This window comes from Bradyrhizobium sp. BRP56, assembly GCF_020194035.1.
GTDB classification, from domain to species: Bacteria; Pseudomonadota; Alphaproteobacteria; order Rhizobiales; family Xanthobacteraceae; genus Bradyrhizobium; species Bradyrhizobium australafricanum.
In genome coordinates, this window is sequence record NZ_JADYVV010000034.1 from 74,803 (window position 1) to 92,595 (window position 17,793).

Sequence of the window (17,793 nt, forward strand, 5' to 3'; positions counted from 1 at the left end):
CATGATCGAGAAAAACTACCAGCCTGCCGATATCGAGCACCGGATGGCCCGGATCTGGGAGGAGAGCGGTGCGTTCAAGGCCGGCCGGCCTGAACGCAAGGACGCCGCGCCTTTCACCATTGTGATCCCGCCGCCGAACGTGACCGGCTCGCTGCACATGGGACACGCGCTCAACAATACGCTGCAGGACATCCTGTGCCGCTTCGAGCGGATGCGCGGCCGCGACGTGCTGTGGCAGCCCGGCACCGATCACGCCGGCATCGCCACCCAGATGGTGGTCGAGCGTCAGCTGATGGAACGGCAGGAGCCGGGCCGCCGCGATATGGGCCGCGCCAAATTCCTTGAGCGGGTCTGGCAGTGGAAGGCCGAGAGCGGCGGTACCATCGTCAACCAGCTCAAGCGCCTCGGCGCGTCCTGCGACTGGTCGCGCGAGCGCTTCACCATGGACGAGGGCCTGTCGCGCGCCGTCGTCAAGGTGTTCGTCGAGCTGCATCGCGATGGCCTGATCTACAAGGACAAGCGCCTGGTCAATTGGGACCCGAAGCTGCTCACCGCGATCTCCGATCTCGAAGTGCAGCAGGTCGAGGTCCGGGGCCATCTCTGGTACCTGCGCTACCCGATCGAGGGCCGCAGCTTCAGCCCCGAGGATCCGAAGTCGTTCATCGTGGTCGCGACGACGCGCCCCGAAACGATGCTTGGCGACACCGCGGTCGCGGTGCATCCGGACGACGAGCGCTACACCGATCTGGTCGGCCAGCACGTCATCCTGCCGCTGGTCGGCCGCAGGATTCCGATCGTCGCCGACGACTATTCCGATCCGGAGAAGGGCTCGGGCGCGGTCAAGGTGACGCCGGCACACGACTTCAACGACTTCGAGATCGGCAAGCGCCACGGCCTGCCGCAGATCAGCGTGCTCGACCAGGAAGGCAGCCTCAGCCTGGTGGGCAACGAGGACTACCTGCGCGGCCTGCCGATGGGCGCCGACGAGTTCGCCGCCGAGTTTGACAAGATCGAGCGCTTCGCGGCGCGCAAGAAGATCGTCGCAAGGCTGGAGGAGTTCGGCTTCCTCGAGCGGATCGAGCCCAACACCCACATGGTGCCGCATGGCGACCGCTCCGGCGTCGTGATCGAGCCGTATCTGACCGACCAGTGGTATGTCGACGCCAAGACGCTGGCGCAGCCGGCGATTGCGGCGGTGCGCTCGGGCGAAACCACGTTCGTGCCGAAGAACTGGGAAAAGACCTATTTCGAGTGGATGGAGAACATCCAGCCCTGGTGCATCTCGCGTCAGCTCTGGTGGGGCCATCAGATCCCGGCGTGGTACGGACCCGACGGCAAGGTGTTCGTCGCCGAGACCGAGGAAGAGGCGGTCGGCCACGCGCTCGGCTATTACGTCGAGCAGGAAGTCATCACGCCGGAGCAGGGCCACGACATGGCGGTCGACCCCGCCAAGCGCGAGGGCTTCATCACGCGTGACGAGGACGTGCTCGACACCTGGTTCTCGTCGGCCCTGTGGCCGTTCTCGACGCTGGGCTGGCCGGACGACACCCCGGAGGTCGCGCGCTACTACCCGACCAATACGCTGGTTACCGGCTTCGACATCATCTTCTTCTGGGTCGCCCGCATGATGATGATGGGCCTCCATTTCATGAAGGAGGCGCCGTTCTCGACCGTCTACATCCACCGTCTCGTCCGCGACGAGAAGGGCGCCAAGATGTCGAAGTCGAAGGGCAACGTCATCGACCCGCTCGGCGTGATCGACGAATACGGCGCTGACGCGCTGCGCTTCGCGCTGACCCGCGAGGCGGCGCAAGGCCATGACATCCGCCTGTCGCCGCATCTGGTCGAGACCAACCGCAATTTCGCGACCAAGTTCTGGAACGCCTGCCGTTTCGCCGAGATGAACGAGTGCGTCAAGCCGGACGGTTTCGATCCGAAGGGCGCAAAGGAGACGCTGAACCGCTGGATCGCGCACGAAACCTCGCGCGTCACCCGCGAGGTCACCGAGACGATCGAGGATCATCGCTTCAACGATGCCGCGGGCGCGATCTACCGCTTCGTCTGGAACGTGTTCTGCGACTGGTATCTTGAGCTCGCGAAACCCGTGCTGATGGGCGATGAGGGCGCGGCCAAGGCCGAGACCCGCGCGATGATCGCCTGGACCCGTGACGAGATCCTCAAGCTGCTGCATCCGTTCATGCCCTTCATCACGGAGGAGTTGTGGGCGGTGACCGCAAAGCGCGACGGCCTGTTGGTGCTGGCGTCCTGGCCGCGCAAGTCGGGCGTGACCGGCGAGCAGCTGGCCGCGATCGCGACCGCCGGTCCGGTGGTCGATCCGATCATTCCACCGGTCATTGCCGCGCTCGACGCCGACGAGTTCAGCGATCCCGCGGCCGAGGCCGAGATCGGCTGGGTGGTCGATCTCGTCACCGCGATGCGGTCGGTGAAGGCGGAAATGAACATCCCGCCGTCGACACTGACGCCGCTGGTGATCGCAGGCGCCTCCGACGAGACGCGGGACCGCGCGCAGCGCTGGAACGACACCATCAAGCGGCTCGCGCGATTGTCGGATATCTCGTTCGCCGATCACCCGCCGGAAGGCGCGGTGCAGCTCCTTGTCCGCGGCGAGGCGGTCGCGCTGCCGCTGAAGGGCGTGATCGATCTCGCGGCCGAACGCACGCGGCTGGAGAAGGAGCTCGGCAAGGCCGACGCCGACATCAAGCGGGTCGATGCCAAGCTCGCTAACGAGAAGTTCGTCGCCAACGCGCCGGAAGAGCTCGTCGAGGAAGAGAAGGAAAAGCGTGCGGCAGCAGCGGAGCGCCGCGTCAAGATTCTCGAGGCGATCGAGCGGTTGAAGAAGGCGTCATAGCTGATAACGCCGCGGCGCTCAAAACCGCTTGCTGAGGAATTTCGATCCCTTCAGCCCGTAGCGCCAGGGCAGGTCGACCGCCTTGGTGATGCCGATCCGCACCCCGGTGATGATGTCGGGGGCTTCGGTCCGCGCATGGAGCGCGATCGGGGCGCGGTCGAGTGGCAATTCGCTGTGCGCGATGGTGATGCCGAGCGCCTCGCAGAGCTTGCCGGGCCCCGAGCACAGCGCGCGCTCGTCTTCCAGCCCGCGCCGCCTGCGCATCGCCGCGAGCCCATGGGTCGGCTCGATCGCGCGGATCAGCACGGCGCTGGCCGAGCCCGCTTCCTCGCAAACGAAGTTGACGCACCAATGGATGCCGTAGGAGCGGTAGACGTAGGAGAAGCCCGGCGGGCCGAACATCACCTGGTTGCGCGGGGTCGGCCCGCGGTAGGAATGCGCCGCCGGATCGGTGTGATGATAGGCCTCGACCTCAGTGATGATGCCGCCGGCGCCGCCGACCAGGAAGGTCGCGCCGATCAGGTCGGGGGCGACCTCGTGGACGCTGCGATCGAAGAAGGAGCGTTTCAGCGCCTTGCCGAGGCGCGGCGCGGTCGCGCGGATGGATCGGGGTTTTTGAGCCATTTTGAGGTGGGAATCGGCATGGAACGGACCGCAAGACTGCCAATATATGGGCAGGTCTGCTAGGGTCGCGGGGCGGGTTGCGAGCCGCGTCAACACCGATTAGCTAAGCCCTTGGTTCGGAGCATGATCTGCCTGGATCATGCTCCCGCGACTTGCAGGCATCCATGGTCACCATCGTCGATACCATCTCCACCACTCAGCTCCGCCCGCGGCACCCCGAAAAGGTCAACCGGCCGGATGCCGTGTCGCCGCCGAAGCCGGACTGGATCCGCGTTCGTGCGCCGAACACGCGCGGCTATGCGGATACGCGCCGGATCGTGAAGGAGAACGGCCTCGTCACGGTGTGCGAGGAGGCGGGCTGCCCCAATATCGGTGAGTGCTGGGACAAGAAGCACGCCACCTTCATGATCATGGGCGACACCTGCACGCGCGCCTGCGCGTTCTGCAACGTCAAGACCGGCATGCCCGGCGCACTCGAGGCGAGCGAGCCGGAATACGTCGCGGAGGCCACCGCCAAGCTCGGGCTCAGTCATGTCGTGGTCACTTCGGTCGACCGCGACGATCTCGCCGACGGCGGCGCCGAGCACTTTGCCGAGACCATCCGCGCGATCCGCGCACGCTGCCCGACCACCACGATCGAGATCCTGACACCGGACTTCCTGCGCAAGGACGGCGCGCTGGAGCGCGTGGTCGCGGCCAAGCCCGACGTCTTCAACCACAATCTGGAAACCGTGCCGTCGCGCTATCTGACGGTCCGTCCCGGCGCCCGCTATTTCCATTCGATCCGGCTGCTGCAGCGGGTCAAGGAAATGGACCCGACCATCTTCACCAAGTCGGGCATCATGGTCGGCCTCGGCGAGGAGCGGCACGAGGTGCTGCAGGTGATGGACGATCTGCGCTCGGCCGAAGTCGATTTCCTCACCATCGGCCAGTACCTACAGCCGACCCGCAAGCATCACGCCGTGATGCGCTACGTGACGCCGGATGAGTTCGCAGGCTACGAGCGCGTCGCCTATACCAAGGGCTTTTTGATGGTGTCGGCGAGCCCGTTGACGCGCTCGTCGCATCACGCCGGCGAGGATTTCGCCAAACTGCAGGCGGCGCGCACGGCCCGCGGCCGCTAGATTTTTGCAAACGGCGGTAAGCCGGCGCCATCGCGCGCCGTTGCTTGATCGGGCCTTGACTGAACCTTGAGCGAACCTTGGACTGGACCAATGCAGCGCGTTCTGGTGATGGGATCGTCGGGATCCGGCAAGTCGACCTTTGCGCGGCGGCTGTCCGCCATGACAGGGATTCCGACCGTGTCGATCGATGCACTGTTCTGGAAACCGGGCTGGGTCGAGTCGGGCAGGGACGAATTCGAGCGCCGCATGACCGAAGCAGCCCAGGAGCCGCGCTGGATCATGGATGGGAACTACATGAGGCATGGTGCAGGGCAATTGCGCCGGCAGCTCTCCGATACGATCATCTGGTTCGACCTGCCGCGGTCGACCTGCATGCTCGGCATCTTCAGGCGGGTTGCCGGGAGCTATGGCCAGGTCCGCCCCGAGATGGCGGAAGGCTGCCCCGAGAAGATCGATCTCGAATTCTTCCGCTACGTCTGGACCTATCGCCGGCAGCAGCGGCCGAAGCTGATCGAGTATTTTGCCGGTTTGCGGCCCGATCAATCGCTGGTCTGCTTCACCGATCGGGCGCAGGCGGATGATTATCTGAAGCGCCTCGCACTCGGGCAAAACCGTGCGAGTATCCACTGATGCCACGATTCTCAAGCAAGCGGCGGGTCCGGCACACCGCACCCCAAATGTTCGATCTGGTCGCCGACGTCGAGCGCTATCCCGAATTCGTGCCGCTATGCCAGTCGCTCAAGATCCGCCAGCGCACGCCCAAGGACGACGGCACCGAGGTCGTGGTGGCGGACATGACGGTGTCCTTCAAGCTGGTGCGGGAAACCTTCACCAGCAAGGTGACGCTCGACCGGGCCAATCTGAATATCCTGGTCGAATATCTGCGCGGCCCGTTCAGCAATCTGGAGAACCGCTGGAGTTTTGAGCCGAAGTCGGAAACCGAATGCGATGTCGGCTTCTTCCTGAACTACGAATTCAAGAGCCGGATGCTGGCGATGCTGATGGGCTCGATGTTCGACGCCGCATTCTCACGCTTTGCCGCGGCGTTCGAGAAGCGCGCGGATCAGGTCTACGGCAAGCCTCAACTGTCGACGTAGCGAAGCCGTCTCGTCTACATCCCTGGAACGCAAATGCCCGGCACGAGGCCGGGCACGACGGATGATGCGGGAGACCGTTCGCTGAGTTACGGGCAGGATCGCCGCACGCCGCCGGATGCGATGTAGGTGCCCGAAGTCGGGTCGTAGGTGCGGAAACGCTGGGAGCAATAGGCGTCGTTGTTGGCCTTGGCCTGGCTCGCCGCGATGGCGCCGCCGATGATCGCGCCGGCCGCCAGCCCGCCGATGATCGCCGCGCCGTTGTTACCACGATCGCGATAGTAACCACCGCGGTAGCCGTATCCGCCGCGATAGCCGTAACGCGGACCACCGTGCCAATGCCGATACTGCACATGCTCGACGGAGGTAGGCTGGTCCTGCAATCGCGCCGGAGCGAGTGGGGCGGCGGACGAAGGCGCGACAGTCGACAGCGTCATGGCGCCAGCGCTGATGGCGGCCACGACCAAAGTTCCCAACTTCATCATTTTCTCCTTGTTGTGGGATTTTGCTGTTGGACGAACAATCGAAACAGCAGAGTTGGAACAACATAAAGCGGTGAAGCCGCGTCAAAGTTCCATTTTAGGAAGGCGTCACCGGGCCGCAGTTGACACAAGCCCGTGTAAGGCGGGCCGCGGCGCGACTTGACTTTGCGTTGGGCCTATCCGCGCGGCGGTCGGCGGCGTTTCGCGGCGTGGCTCCGCGGCGAGCGGGCCACCCTTGGCCGCAACCGGCTGGCGGCCTCGCGACGCGGCTTGGCGGCCTGCGGCGGGCGCGCGAGCTCCATCAGCATGCGCAATGCTTCGACCACGGAGCGCTGCCGCACCGTGCTTCGGCCGATTGCGCCAAATCGCTGCTCACGATGAATGATGCGGCCGTCGCGCGCAGCGACGGCGAAATGCACCAGGCCGACCGGCTTGCCTGGTGTCGCACCGCCAGGGCCCGCGATGCCGGTGATCGAGACCGCAAGGTCGACGCCGGCCTTTTCCAACGCGCCGATCGCCATCGCGGTCGCGGTTTCCTTGCTCACCGCGCCGAACGTTTCCAGCGTGGCCGCCTTGACGCCGAGCATGACCCGCTTGGCCTCATTCGAATAGGTCACGAAGCCGCGGTCGATGACGTCGGACGAGCCGGGGATGTCGGTGAGCGCACCCGCGACCAGGCCGCCGGTGCAGGATTCGGCGGTCGCGATGGTCAGCTTGCGCATCCGGCACAGGTCGAGCAGCGAGCGGGAGAGGGCACGAGCGTCGCTGCCGCCCATCTCAGGCACTCCGGCCTTTATCGTCCCAACCTTTATCGTCCCAGCCTTTATCGTCCCAAGGGAGACGGACCGTGGCGCTAGCGGTTGCCGCGATGCCTTCCTCGCGGCCGGTGAAGCCGAGCCGCTCGCTGGTGGTGGCCTTGACCGCCACGCGCGAGATGTGGACGCCGGAGATTTCCGCGATCTTCGCCCGCATGGTGTCGCGCAACGGCCCGATCTTCGGCCGCTCGCAGATCAGCGTCACTTCGAGATTGGCGATTCGTCCGCCACGCGCGGTGACGCGCTCGACCGCGTATTTCAGAAACTGGTCGGAGGAGGCGCCTTTCCACTTGGCGTCGCTCGGCGGGAAATGCGAGCCGATATCGCCGTCGGCCAGCGCGCCGAGGATCGCGTCGACCAGAGCATGCAGCCCGACATCGCCGTCGGAATGGGCCAGAAATCCTTTCGTGTGCGGCACGCGCACGCCGCAGATCATCACATGGTCACCGTCGCCAAAGGCGTGCACGTCGTAGCCGGTGCCGGTTCTGATGTCGCCGAGCTGGCTTGCGAGCCGCGCTTCCTCGCGCACGAAGTCCTCGGGTGTGGTGAGTTTCATGTTGGCAGCATCACCTTCAAACGTCGCAACCGTCAATCCCGCCCACTCGGCAAGCGCCGCATCGTCGGTGAAATCGGAGCGGCCCTCGCGCGCTGCGCGACGATGCGCCTCCAATATTACGTCGAAACGAAAAGCCTGCGGTGTCTGCGCGATCCGCAGGCGCGCGCGCTCCGGCGTCGCCTCGACGTCGCCGGCATCGCCGGTGAGCTTGATCGTGTCGGCGACGGGAATCACGGGGATCGCAGCGCCAGTCCGGCCGGCCGCGGCGATCGCGCGCGAGATCACGGCTGCGGTGACGAAGGGGCGCGCGGCATCGTGGATCAGCACGATGTCCGGCTTCTCGCTTGCGAGCGCCTCGAGCCCGGCATGGACCGAGGCCTGCCGGGTTGCGCCGCCCGGCGTCGGCGGCCGATGACGGAGGCCTGCGACGGCTTCATCGAAAAGCGCTGTGTCGTCAGGATTGACCACAGGCTGCACCGCAAACACGTCCGGATGTCCGGAGAACGCCTCCATGGCGCGGTAGATCACCGTCTGTCCGCCGATCGTCCGGTATTGCTTCGGCCCGCCTGCGCCGGCGCGCAGTCCACGGCCGGCTGCGACAAGGATGGCTGCGGTACGCTCAGGCTTTGGCATTTTGAACCAGTGACAGACGAATCGGGGATGAGGGGGACGGCGAGGATCGCCGCGCACAGCCCTTAGCATGACCGCTGCGCAAAAACAGAGCGTTTGCCGATGACTGTGGGAAAAGCAGATTTTGTTGCAGTGCACCTGCACTGATGATAGGAATGTCTAAACCGTAGGCATGAGCCTTGACTGCACAAGAATTGTGCGCAGAATAGGCGACGTCAGCTGCAATGGCGTGGCTGACAGAACGACGAGACGGCTGTGACCGGCGTGCAAAGTACTCCTCGTAACCCATTGAAGATCGGCGATATTGCTGTCGCCAACCGGGTTCTCCTCGCGCCCATGTCCGGCATTACCGATGCGCCTTTCCGGCGACTCGCTGCCACTTTGGGCGCCGGCCTGGTGGTCTCCGAGATGACCGCCAGCAACGATCTGGTGAACGGCAAGCCGATGTCGAAGCTGCGTTGCGAGGCAGCCGGGGTCGGGCCGCATGTGGTCCAGCTGGCGGGCTGCGAGACCCACTGGATGGCGGAGGGAGCACGGATCGCCGAAGGCGCCGGCGCCGACGTCATCGACATCAACATGGGCTGTCCGGCCCGCCACGTGACCGGGGGCCAGTCGGGCTCGGCCCTGATGCGCGACCTCGACCACGCGATCACGCTGATCGAGGCGACGCTGTCGGCGGTCAAGGTGCCGGTGACGCTGAAGATGCGGCTCGGCTGGGATGACCGCTCGCTCAATGCGCCGGAACTGGCGCGCCGCGCCGAGGACGCCGGCGTGCAGATGATCACGGTGCATGGCCGGACCCGCTGCCAGTTCTACAAGGGCGAGGCCAACTGGAACGCCGTGCGCGCCGTCAAGGACGCCGTCACTGTCCCGGTCGTGGTCAATGGCGACATCACCTCGTTCGACAAGGCTGTCAACGCGCTCGAGATGTCGGGTGCCGACGCCGTCATGATCGGCCGCGGCGCGCAGGGGCAGCCCTGGCTGCCGGGGCAGATCGGGCGCCGCCTGGAGACCGGGATCGCCGAGGCCGCGCCGTCGCTTGCCGAGCAGCTCAAGCACATTCGCGCGCTCTATGACGAGGTTTGCAGCCACTATGGCCTGCGCATCGGGCTCAAGCATGCACGCAAGCATCTGGGCTGGGCGCTGGAGGCTGCTGCGGCCTATAGCTGCGCGCCGGCCGCGACATTGAAGGCCTGGCGGCAGGCCATCCTGACCGCGGAAGAGCCGTCCAGCGTGCATCGCTCGCTTGCCGACGCCTACGAAGATTTTGCCTGGAGTGCTGCCGCATGACGTCAGCCATGGAATTCCGCCGGCCGGTGCCGACTGACGGGGAGGCCATCCTCAATGCGCTGCCCAATCCGGTGCTGCTGGTCGCACCCGACGGGCGGATCGTCGACGCCAATATCGCAGCCGAATCCTTCTTCGAGATATCGACCCAGTTCCTGCGCCGGCAATCGCTGAAGGAGCTGGTGCCGTTCGGCAGCCCGCTGCTGGCGCTGATCGAGCAGGTGCGGACGAGCGGCTCGCCGGTCAACGAATACAAGGTCGATCTCGGCACGCCGCGGATCGGCGGCGATCGCCAGGTCGATCTGCACGTCGCGCCGCTGACCGAGCGGCCCGGGCATATCGTGGTGATGCTGCAGGAGCGCACCATCGCCGACAAGATGGATCGGCAGCTCACCCATCGCAGCGCGGCGCGCTCGGTGATCGCGCTGGCGGCGATGCTCGCCCACGAGATCAAGAACCCGCTGTCGGGCATCCGCGGCGCGGCGCAGCTTTTGGAGCAGCAGGCCTCCTCCGAAGACCGGCTGCTGACGCGGCTGATCTGCGACGAGGCGGACCGCATCGTGACGCTGGTCGACCGCATGGAAGTGTTCGGCGACGACCGCCCGGTGGCGCGCGGCCCGGTCAACATCCATTCCGTGCTCGATCATGTGAAGCGCCTGGCGCAGTCCGGCTTTGCCCGCAATGTGCGCTTTATCGAGGACTACGATCCGTCGTTGCCGCCGGTGCTGGCCAACCAGGACCAGCTGATCCAGGTGTTCCTCAACCTCGTGAAGAACGCGGCCGAAGCGGTCGCCGATCTCGGCACCGATGCGGAGATCCAGCTCACCACGGCGTTCCGGCCGGGGGTGCGGCTGTCGGTGCCCGGCAAGAAATCGCGGGTCTCGCTGCCGCTGGAATTCTGCGTCAAGGACAACGGCTCGGGCGTGCCGGAAGACCTGCTGCCGAACCTGTTCGATCCCTTCGTCACCACCAAGCAGACCGGCAGCGGGCTCGGCCTCGCGCTGGTCGCCAAGATCGTCGGCGATCACGGCGGCATCATCGAATGCGAGTCGCAGCCGCGCAAAACCACTTTCCGCGTGCTGATGCCGATGTACAGCGCCGCCAAGCAACTCGACCAAAGCAACCGCGATGACGTTCCGGGTACGTCACCGCCTGCCTCTCAGGATGCACGATGAGGAACACCAATGCCTGCAGGTAGCATACTTGTCGCTGACGACGACACCGCCATCCGGACCGTCCTGAACCAGGCGCTGTCGCGCGCCGGCTATGAGGTGCGCCTCACCGGCAACGCCGCAACGCTGTGGCGCTGGGTCAGCCAGGGCGAAGGCGATCTCGTCATCACCGACGTGGTGATGCCCGACGAGAACGCGTTCGATCTCCTGCCGCGGATCAAGAAGATGCGGCCGAATTTGCCTGTCATCGTGATGAGCGCGCAGAACACCTTCATGACCGCGATCCGCGCCTCCGAGCGCGGCGCCTACGAATATCTGCCGAAGCCGTTCGACCTGAAGGAGCTGATCACCATCGTCGGCCGCGCGCTGGCCGAGCCGAAGGAGCGGGTCGCCAGCCCCGCCGATGACGGTGAATTCGACTCGATCCCGCTGGTCGGCCGCTCGCCGGCGATGCAGGAAATCTACCGCGTGCTGGCGCGGCTGATGCAGACCGACCTCACCGTGATGATCTCGGGCGAATCAGGCACCGGCAAGGAGCTGGTCGCGCGTGCGCTGCACGACTACGGGCGGCGCCGCAACGGCCCGTTCGTCGCGGTCAACATGGCGGCGATCCCGCGCGACCTGATCGAATCGGAGCTGTTCGGCCATGAGCGCGGCGCCTTCACCGGCGCCAACACCCGCGCCTCCGGCCGCTTCGAGCAGGCCGAGGGCGGCACGCTGTTCCTCGACGAGATCGGCGACATGCCGATGGAGGCACAGACCCGGCTGCTCCGCGTGCTGCAGCAGGGCGAATACACCACCGTCGGCGGCCGCACCCCGATCAAGACCGACGTCCGCATCGTCGCCGCCTCCAACAAGGACCTGCGCATCCTGATCCAGCAGGGGCTGTTCCGCGAGGATCTGTTCTTCCGCCTGAACGTGGTGCCGCTGCGGCTGCCGCCGCTGCGTGAGCGCATCGAGGATCTGCCCGACCTGATCCGGCACTTCTTCTCGCTCGCCGAGAAGGACGGCCTGCCGCCGAAGAAGCTCGACGCCCAGGCGTTGGAGCGGCTCAAGCAGCACCGCTGGCCAGGCAACGTCCGCGAGCTGGAAAACCTCGCCCGGCGGCTCGCCGCGCTCTATCCGCAGGACGTCATCACCGCTTCGGTCATCGACGGCGAGCTGGCGCCGCCGGCGGTCACCTCGGGCAGCACGGCGACCGTCGGCGTCGATAATCTCGGCGGCGCGGTCGAGGCCTATCTGTCCTCGCACTTCTCCGGCTTCCCGAACGGCGTGCCGCCGCCGGGCCTCTACCACCGCATCCTCAAGGAGATCGAGATCCCGCTGCTGACCGCCGCACTGGCGGCGACTCGCGGCAACCAGATCCGGGCCGCCGACCTGCTCGGGCTGAACCGCAATACGCTGCGCAAAAAGATCCGCGACCTCGACATCCAAGTCTACCGGAGCGGCGGCTAGAGCTGTTTCCGATCAAGTTGGGTCATAGGCGTGGTAGCCTGCGGCGGCGAGATAGTTGCGGCACTCGTCAGAGGTGAAGCGGGTAAAGGCTTGCCGGATGGCGGCGCGCAGATCTGGGACGGTGCGAGCTTCCGCGGTCCGAAGCAGCGCTTTCAACAGCCGCCTTTTCGTTGCAATAAAACGAGTTAACTTTGTGTCACGCGGGACGATGCAGCCGCAAGCATTCGGATGCCGCGGCGGCGGCCTTTCGAGCGGCCAACGGGCGTCACGCGGCGAGCGGCGGCGGAGCGAGGAGACGGCGATGGCGACGCCCTACAAGATCGAGATTTCCGACGACCGGCTCGCGACCATCGCGCGCAAGGTCGCCGCCTACGACTGGAGCGAGCTTCCCGACGCGGGAGGTTGGCGATCGGGCGTCGGGGTCGCCGACCTCCAGCGGCTCGTCACCTATTGGCGGGATGTCTACGACTGGCGTGCCGTCGAGCGGCGCCTCAATCGGCTTCCGAATTTCATGACGGATATCGACGGCGAGCACCTGCATTTCGTGCATTTGAAGGGCGACGGCTCGAAGCCGCCGCTTCTACTCCTGCACGGCTGGCCAGGCTCGTATCTCGAGTTCGAGCCGCTGCTGGAGCCGCTGGTGGCGGACGGTCACGACGTCGTCGTCCCGTCGCTGCCGGGCTTCGCTTTCTCGAAGCCGATCACCGGCCTCGTCGGGCCGCGGCGGGCCGCGGCGCTGATGAACGGGCTGATGGGCGAGCTTTACGGTGCCGAGCGCTTCATCGTCCAGGGCGGGGATTGGGGTAACGCCATCGCCGCGTGGATGGCGCACGACCGGCCCGACGCGCTGCTCGGCATCCACCTCAACATGGTCAACCTACACGCGGAGGATGCCGCACCGACGAGCGACGCGGAAAAGGCATTCGTCGCCAAACGGGACGAACTCTTAGAGCTGGAGAGCGGCTACAGTCACCAGCAGGGGACGCGCCCGCAAACGCTCGGCGCGGCGATGGCCGACAGCCCCGTCGGCGCGGCCGGCTGGATGCTCGAGAAGATCGGCAAGTGGGCCGATCTCCCGGTGGCGCCCGATGGCCGCCCGGACATCTGGAGCAAGTTCTGCGAAGAAGAGCTGCTCACCAACATCATGCTCTACGTCGCGCCGTCCTCGGTCGTCACCGCGACCTGGATCTATCAGGGCAGGCGCCTCGAAAAGTCGAACAAGTTTCCCGCTGGAACGCGCATCGAGGTGCCGACCGGCGTCGCCGCCTTCCCTGACCCCGTATTCATCCCGCCGCCGCGCTCCTTCGCACAGAAGACCTACGACATCGTGCACTGGAGCGACATGCCGTCGGGCGGCCACTTCGCCGCTTGGGAGGAGCCGGACCTGATGCTGAGCGACCTGCGGGCGTTCGTCGCCCTGGTCCTCGGCAAAGGCTCGTGACGTCGGCAATCTTGGCGACCGCGGAATTGGCAGCTATACCCGCGGCCCTGCCGCGGGCGTGGCGGAACTAGTCTAGGGCTGCCGGGGCGGGGCGCAAGCCTCGCTTCAAGCCCGCTACCGTTATTGAGTAGTCACAAATGGTTTTGGGGACACGGCGCTGCACCAGGGGTTTGCGCCGCGGAAATGTCGCAATTCGGCAACATTGTGATATGATTGCATCAGTTCGCAATTCCCGCGGGCGATCGCTCTCAGCTCAATTGCCGGTATGACCAGCGCAGAGACCACCGCTTCAACATTACGCGCCCCGTCGGCCGAGCCCAATGCAGAGGCGCGGGGCTTCCCGCTGCGGCGCTGGCTGGCGCCGTTCGCCGTGGCCATCGCGCTGCTGTCCGCCTTCCTGACCTTCGTGGTGCTGACCGGGCTGACCCCGATCGAGCCCACGTCTGAGGTGGTCCGCTCCTTCCTGATGATCAATGCCGGCACCATCCTGCTGCTGGTCGGCATCATCGTCCGGGAAGTCTGGCAGATGGTGCAGGCGAGGCGGCGCGGCCGGGCCGCGGCGCGGCTGCATGTGCAGATCGTCGGCCTGTTCTCGGTGATCGCGGTGCTGCCCGCCGTGCTGGTGTCGATTGTTGCCAACGTCACCATCGAGCGCGGCCTCGACCGGCTGTTCTCGGGTCCCACCAAGCAGGTGATCCAGAATTCGCTGACCATCGCCAGCGCCTACATGCAAGAGCACGCCCAGCTCATCAACGGCGACACGCTGGCGATGGCCAATGACCTCGCCCATGCGCGGCCGCTCTACGACCAGGATCGCATGACGTTCCTGCAGCTGATGACGGCCGGCGCCGAGTCGCGCAATCTTCCGGTCGCGGTGCTGATGGACAAGGACGGCAAGATCGTCGCCAGCGCCGAAACCGGCGTTCGCCTGAACTACGAGGCGCCGCCGCCCGACATCCTGAAGGACATCAACGAGACCGAGCCGAAGATCTCGGTCTTTCCGGAAAACTACGTCGCCTCCGTGGTCCGCCTGCGGGCCTATGACGACATGTTCCTGTATGTGGCGCGACTGCTCGATCCGGCGGTGGTGGCCCAGCTCAAGCAGACCCAGACCAGCGCGGCCGAATATGCCCAGCTCGAGACCCGCAGGCTCGGCATCCAGGTCGCGTTCGCGCTGATGTTCGCGGTGATCGCGCTCACCATCCTGATGGCCTCGGTGCTGATCGGCCTGAACTTCGCCAACGGGCTGGTGTCACCGATCCGCCAGCTGATGGGTGCGGCGAGCGAGGTCTCGACGGGCAATCTCAATGTCCAGGTGCCCGTCAACAAGTCGGAAAGCGACCTCGCGCTGCTCGGTGAAATCTTCAACAAAATGACCCAGGAGCTGCGCACCCAGCGCAACGAGCTGGTCGATGCCAGCGAAACCATCGACAGCCGCCGCCGCTTCATCGAAGCTGTGTTGTCGTCGGCCTCTGCCGGCATCATCGGGGTCGACGCCTCAGGCACCATCGGCGTCCTCAACCGCTCGGCGGAGAAGCTGATCGGGCACGCCGAATCGGAGACGCTCGGCCATCCGCTCTCGGACGTGCTGCCCGAGCTCGACGAGATGATGAAGACCGCGCGCGAGGGAACGCAGCGCCTGGTGCAGGGGCAGGTCACGATCCTGCGCGACGGCCATGAGCGCAATCTGTCGGTCCGCGTCTCGGCCGAGCAGACCAGCCAATCGCGCGACAGCTACATCATCACACTCGACGACATCACCGAGCTGGTGTCGGCGCAGCGCACCTCGGCCTGGGGCGACGTCGCCCGCCGCATCGCCCACGAGATCAAGAACCCGCTGACCCCGATCCAGCTCTCCGCCGAGCGCATCCGCCGCAAGTTCGGCAAGACCATCACCGAGGAGAAGGACAAGTCGATCTTCGAGCAGTGCACCGATACCATCGTGCGCCAGGTCGACGACATCAGGCGGATGGTCGACGAGTTCTCGCGCTTTGCGCGGATGCCGAAGCCGGTGATGGAAGGTGAGGACGTCGCCGACGTGGTGCGCCAGGCGGTGTTCCTGATGAAGGTCGCGCATCCCGATCTCGACATCGAGGCCGACATCAAGCAGTCGCCGCTGCCCGCCCAGTTCGACCGCCGGCTGATCTCGCAGGCGCTGACCAACATCATCAAGAACGCCACCGAGGCGATCGAGCAGGTCCCGCGCGAGGAGCTTGGCAAGGGCCGCATCGACGTCGTGGCGCAGCGCGAGAACGACGACATCCTGATCGACGTGGTCGACAACGGCATCGGCCTGCCCAAGGTCGCCCGCGCGCGCCTGCTCGAGCCCTATGTCACGACCCGGGCGAAGGGCACCGGCCTCGGCCTGGCGATCGTCGGCCGCGTTCTGGAGGACCATGGCGGCCGCATCGAGCTCAAGGATGCCTCCGATTTCCGCGACGGCCAGCGCGGTGCCTGGATGCGGCTGCGCTTTGCCGTCACGGGCCAGGCGGCCAAGCCGGAGAACAAGCCCGAAAGCAAGGACCAAAAACCGGACGTCAAACCGGACAAGACCGAACCGGACAGTGAAAAAAATCCGCCGGAGGAGCCGACCAACGGCCCGGCACAAGCGACCAACAATGAACCAAAAACCCAAGAACCAACCCAAGAACCTATCCGAGACCCCGCTGATCAAGGGCCAAATAATCAAGAGCCAAATGCGCAAAAGCCAAAATTCAAAGCCGCGACGAGCGACTGACAAGGCAGGTGTAACCCATGGCAAGTGACATTCTGATTGTCGACGACGAAGCTGACATTCGCGACCTCGTTGCGGGTATTCTGGACGATGAGGGCTTTTCCACGCGCACCGCGCGCGACAGCGACTCGGCGCTCGCCGAGATCGCCAACCGCCGGCCCAACCTGGTCTTCCTCGACATCTGGCTGCAGGGGTCCAAGCTCGACGGCCTGCAGCTGCTCGAGCAGATCAAGAAGGACAATGCCGATCTGCCCGTCGTGATGATCTCGGGTCACGGCAACATCGAGACCGCGGTCGCCGCGATCAAGCGAGGTGCCTACGACTTCATCGAAAAGCCGTTCAAGTCAGACCGGCTGATCCTGGTCGCGACCCGGGCGCTGGAGACCTCGCGGCTCAAGCGCGAGGTGAAGGAGCTCAAGCAGCTGGCGCCTGCGGCGAGCGTCCTGACCGGCCGCTCGGCCTGCATGAACCAGCTGCGCCAGACCATCGACCGCGCCGCCAAGGCCAACAGCCGCATCCTGATCGTCGGTCCCTCCGGCGCCGGCAAGGAGCTTGCCGCGCGCACGCTGCACCATGCCTCCGGGCGCGCCGAGGGGCCGTTCGTGGTGATCAATGCGGCCGCGATTACGCCGGAGCGCATGGAGATCGAGCTGTTCGGCATCGAGGGATCGAACGGCGAGCAGCAGCGCAAGGCCGGCGCGCTTGAGGAGGCGCATGGCGGCACGCTGTTCATCGACGAAATCGCGGACATGCCGCGCGAGACCCAGAACAAGATTCTGCGCGTGCTGGTCGATCAGACCTTCCAGCGCCAGGGCGGCACCGGCAAAGTCCATGTCGACGTCCGCATCATCTCCTCGACCGCGCGCAATCTCGAGGAGGAGATCGCCGCAGGCCGCTTCCGCGAGGACCTCTATCATCGCCTCTCGGTGGTGCCGATCCGGGTGCCGCCGCTGTCGGAGCGTCGCGAGGACATCCCCGAGCTGATCGACTATTTCATGGACCAGATCTCGGCCGCCACCGGCCTGCCGAAGCGGCAGATCGGGCAGGACGCGATGGCGGTCCTGCAGTCGCATGTCTGGCCAGGCAACGTCCGCCAGCTCCGCAACAATGTCGAGCGCGTGATGATCCTGGCCGGCGGCGGGCCGGAGGCGATCATCACCGCCGACATGCTGCCGCAGGACGTCGGCTCGATGGTGCCGGCGATGCCGACCTCCAACAATGGCGAGCACATCATGGGTCTGCCGCTACGCGAGGCGCGCGAGGTGTTCGAGCGCGACTATCTGATCGCCCAGATCAGCCGCTTCTCCGGCAATATCTCGCGCACCGCGGAGTTCGTCGGCATGGAGCGCTCGGCGCTGCATCGCAAGCTGAAGGCGCTCGGGGTCGGCTGACCCCGGCGCGGCAGGCCGGCAGTCCGCTGGCGGCTCGGAGCGAAGCCCCGGCGGTCACCCGCCGGGGAGCCGATAGGCGGCTCTCGGGGGTGGTTTGGATCGATCGGCGGGGCGAGGGT

At 65.8% G+C, this 17,793-nt stretch carries 14 protein-coding genes and 1 pseudogene; 10 read left to right on the forward strand and 5 right to left on the reverse strand.

Annotated features, from left to right (window positions below; genetic code table 11):
- The first annotated feature begins 1 nt into the window (after window position 1).
- Window positions 2-2,869, forward strand: a complete 2,868-nt coding sequence (locus I6F38_RS23620; protein ID WP_225161981.1) for a valine--tRNA ligase — start codon at window positions 2-4, stop codon at window positions 2,867-2,869.
- Window positions 2,870-2,887: 18 nt separating this feature from the next.
- Here I6F38_RS23620 and I6F38_RS23625 read toward each other — a convergent pair whose 3' ends face one another.
- On the reverse strand, window positions 2,888-3,493 hold the full coding sequence (locus I6F38_RS23625; protein ID WP_092084129.1) for a DNA-3-methyladenine glycosylase: 606 nt from the start codon (window positions 3,491-3,493) through the stop codon (window positions 2,888-2,890).
- 164 nt (window positions 3,494-3,657) lie between these two features.
- Here I6F38_RS23625 and lipA point away from each other — a divergent pair, with 164 nt between their 5' ends.
- The 3 genes from lipA to I6F38_RS23640 all read left to right on the forward strand — a co-directional run bounded on the left by lipA (window position 3,658) and on the right by I6F38_RS23640 (window position 5,714).
- Window positions 3,658-4,617 carry a lipoyl synthase gene (gene lipA, locus I6F38_RS23630; RefSeq protein ID WP_038386732.1) on the forward strand — a complete coding sequence of 320 codons (960 nt, stop codon included), beginning with the start codon at window positions 3,658-3,660 and terminating at the stop codon, window positions 4,615-4,617.
- Between the two features lie 90 nt (window positions 4,618-4,707).
- Window positions 4,708-5,247 carry a DNA topology modulation protein gene (locus I6F38_RS23635; RefSeq protein WP_225161982.1) on the forward strand — a complete coding sequence of 180 codons (540 nt, stop codon included), beginning with the start codon at window positions 4,708-4,710 and terminating at the stop codon, window positions 5,245-5,247.
- The gene (locus I6F38_RS23640) at window positions 5,247-5,714 is read left to right on the forward strand and encodes an SRPBCC family protein (protein WP_076828775.1); all 468 of its coding nucleotides are present in this window, start codon (window positions 5,247-5,249) and stop codon (window positions 5,712-5,714) included. Before I6F38_RS23635 ends, I6F38_RS23640 begins: the two co-directional genes overlap by 1 nt.
- Before the next feature lie 86 nt (window positions 5,715-5,800).
- Here the strand turns inward: I6F38_RS23640 and I6F38_RS23645 are convergent, their stop codons facing one another.
- The 3 genes from I6F38_RS23645 to I6F38_RS23655 form a co-directional block, all read right to left on the reverse strand.
- Window positions 5,801-6,196: a BA14K family protein gene (locus I6F38_RS23645; protein WP_225161983.1), complete on the reverse strand. Its 396-nt coding sequence runs from the start codon at window positions 6,194-6,196 to the stop codon at window positions 5,801-5,803.
- Window positions 6,197-6,369: 173 nt separating this feature from the next.
- Window positions 6,370-6,969 carry a CinA family protein gene (locus I6F38_RS23650; RefSeq protein ID WP_038386736.1) on the reverse strand — a complete coding sequence of 200 codons (600 nt, stop codon included), beginning with the start codon at window positions 6,967-6,969 and terminating at the stop codon, window positions 6,370-6,372.
- A gap of 1 nt (window position 6,970) precedes the next feature.
- Window positions 6,971-8,197 carry a bifunctional 2-C-methyl-D-erythritol 4-phosphate cytidylyltransferase/2-C-methyl-D-erythritol 2,4-cyclodiphosphate synthase gene (locus I6F38_RS23655; RefSeq protein WP_225161984.1) on the reverse strand — a complete coding sequence of 409 codons (1,227 nt, stop codon included), beginning with the start codon at window positions 8,195-8,197 and terminating at the stop codon, window positions 6,971-6,973.
- A gap of 333 nt (window positions 8,198-8,530) precedes the next feature.
- Between I6F38_RS23655 and dusB the strand changes: the two genes are divergently transcribed.
- From dusB to ntrC, 3 genes are read left to right on the forward strand one after another with little or no spacing between them, the layout of a single operon-like run.
- The gene (gene dusB / locus I6F38_RS23660) at window positions 8,531-9,484 is read left to right on the forward strand and encodes a tRNA dihydrouridine synthase DusB (protein WP_249794266.1); all 954 of its coding nucleotides are present in this window, start codon (window positions 8,531-8,533) and stop codon (window positions 9,482-9,484) included.
- Window positions 9,481-10,656 carry a nitrogen regulation protein NR(II) gene (locus I6F38_RS23665; protein WP_225161985.1) on the forward strand — a complete coding sequence of 392 codons (1,176 nt, stop codon included), beginning with the start codon at window positions 9,481-9,483 and terminating at the stop codon, window positions 10,654-10,656. The genes dusB and I6F38_RS23665 overlap by 4 nt, the downstream gene beginning before the upstream one ends.
- 9 nt (window positions 10,657-10,665) lie before the next feature.
- Window positions 10,666-12,108, forward strand: a complete 1,443-nt coding sequence (ntrC, locus tag I6F38_RS23670) for a nitrogen regulation protein NR(I) (protein WP_225161986.1) — start codon at window positions 10,666-10,668, stop codon at window positions 12,106-12,108.
- A 12-nt stretch (window positions 12,109-12,120) separates the two neighbouring features.
- Here the strand turns inward: ntrC and I6F38_RS23675 are convergent.
- Window positions 12,121-12,264, reverse strand: a pseudogene (locus tag I6F38_RS23675) (IS630 family transposase); the annotation flags it as partial.
- A 145-nt stretch (window positions 12,265-12,409) separates the two neighbouring features.
- Here I6F38_RS23675 and I6F38_RS23680 point away from each other — a divergent pair.
- From I6F38_RS23680 to I6F38_RS23690, 3 genes are all read left to right on the forward strand, one after another.
- Window positions 12,410-13,549: an epoxide hydrolase family protein gene (locus I6F38_RS23680; RefSeq protein ID WP_225161987.1), complete on the forward strand. Its 1,140-nt coding sequence runs from the start codon at window positions 12,410-12,412 to the stop codon at window positions 13,547-13,549.
- Between the two features lie 265 nt (window positions 13,550-13,814).
- A complete protein-coding gene (locus I6F38_RS23685) occupies window positions 13,815-16,286 on the forward strand; it encodes a PAS domain-containing sensor histidine kinase (RefSeq protein WP_225161988.1) in 2,472 nt (823 codons plus the stop codon).
- A gap of 17 nt (window positions 16,287-16,303) precedes the next feature.
- Complete coding sequence (locus I6F38_RS23690) at window positions 16,304-17,674, forward strand: sigma-54 dependent transcriptional regulator (RefSeq protein ID WP_028331957.1); 1,371 nt, start codon at window positions 16,304-16,306, stop codon at window positions 17,672-17,674.
- Window positions 17,675-17,793 lie beyond the last annotated feature (119 nt).

What these genes read in the sequence shown, in the direction of transcription:
- I6F38_RS23690 (WP_028331957.1), top strand. Translation starts at nt 16,304, where the DNA reads ATGGCAAGTGACATTCTGATTGTCGACGACGAAGCTGACATTCGCGAC.
- I6F38_RS23635 (WP_225161982.1), top strand. Translation starts at nt 4,708, where the DNA reads ATGCAGCGCGTTCTGGTGATGGGATCGTCGGGATCCGGCAAGTCGACC.
- ntrC (WP_225161986.1), top strand. Translation starts at nt 10,666, where the DNA reads ATGCCTGCAGGTAGCATACTTGTCGCTGACGACGACACCGCCATCCGG.
- I6F38_RS23620 (WP_225161981.1), top strand. Translation starts at nt 2, where the DNA reads ATGATCGAGAAAAACTACCAGCCTGCCGATATCGAGCACCGGATGGCC.
- I6F38_RS23650 (WP_038386736.1), bottom strand. Translation starts at nt 6,969, where the DNA reads ATGGGCGGCAGCGACGCTCGTGCCCTCTCCCGCTCGCTGCTCGACCTG.
- I6F38_RS23685 (WP_225161988.1), top strand. Translation starts at nt 13,815, where the DNA reads ATGACCAGCGCAGAGACCACCGCTTCAACATTACGCGCCCCGTCGGCC.
- I6F38_RS23625 (WP_092084129.1), bottom strand. Translation starts at nt 3,493, where the DNA reads ATGGCTCAAAAACCCCGATCCATCCGCGCGACCGCGCCGCGCCTCGGC.
- I6F38_RS23645 (WP_225161983.1), bottom strand. Translation starts at nt 6,196, where the DNA reads ATGATGAAGTTGGGAACTTTGGTCGTGGCCGCCATCAGCGCTGGCGCC.
- I6F38_RS23665 (WP_225161985.1), top strand. Translation starts at nt 9,481, where the DNA reads ATGACGTCAGCCATGGAATTCCGCCGGCCGGTGCCGACTGACGGGGAG.
- dusB (WP_249794266.1), top strand. Translation starts at nt 8,531, where the DNA reads ATGTCCGGCATTACCGATGCGCCTTTCCGGCGACTCGCTGCCACTTTG.
- I6F38_RS23680 (WP_225161987.1), top strand. Translation starts at nt 12,410, where the DNA reads ATGGCGACGCCCTACAAGATCGAGATTTCCGACGACCGGCTCGCGACC.
- I6F38_RS23655 (WP_225161984.1), bottom strand. Translation starts at nt 8,197, where the DNA reads ATGCCAAAGCCTGAGCGTACCGCAGCCATCCTTGTCGCAGCCGGCCGT.
- I6F38_RS23640 (WP_076828775.1), top strand. Translation starts at nt 5,247, where the DNA reads ATGCCACGATTCTCAAGCAAGCGGCGGGTCCGGCACACCGCACCCCAA.
- lipA (WP_038386732.1), top strand. Translation starts at nt 3,658, where the DNA reads ATGGTCACCATCGTCGATACCATCTCCACCACTCAGCTCCGCCCGCGG.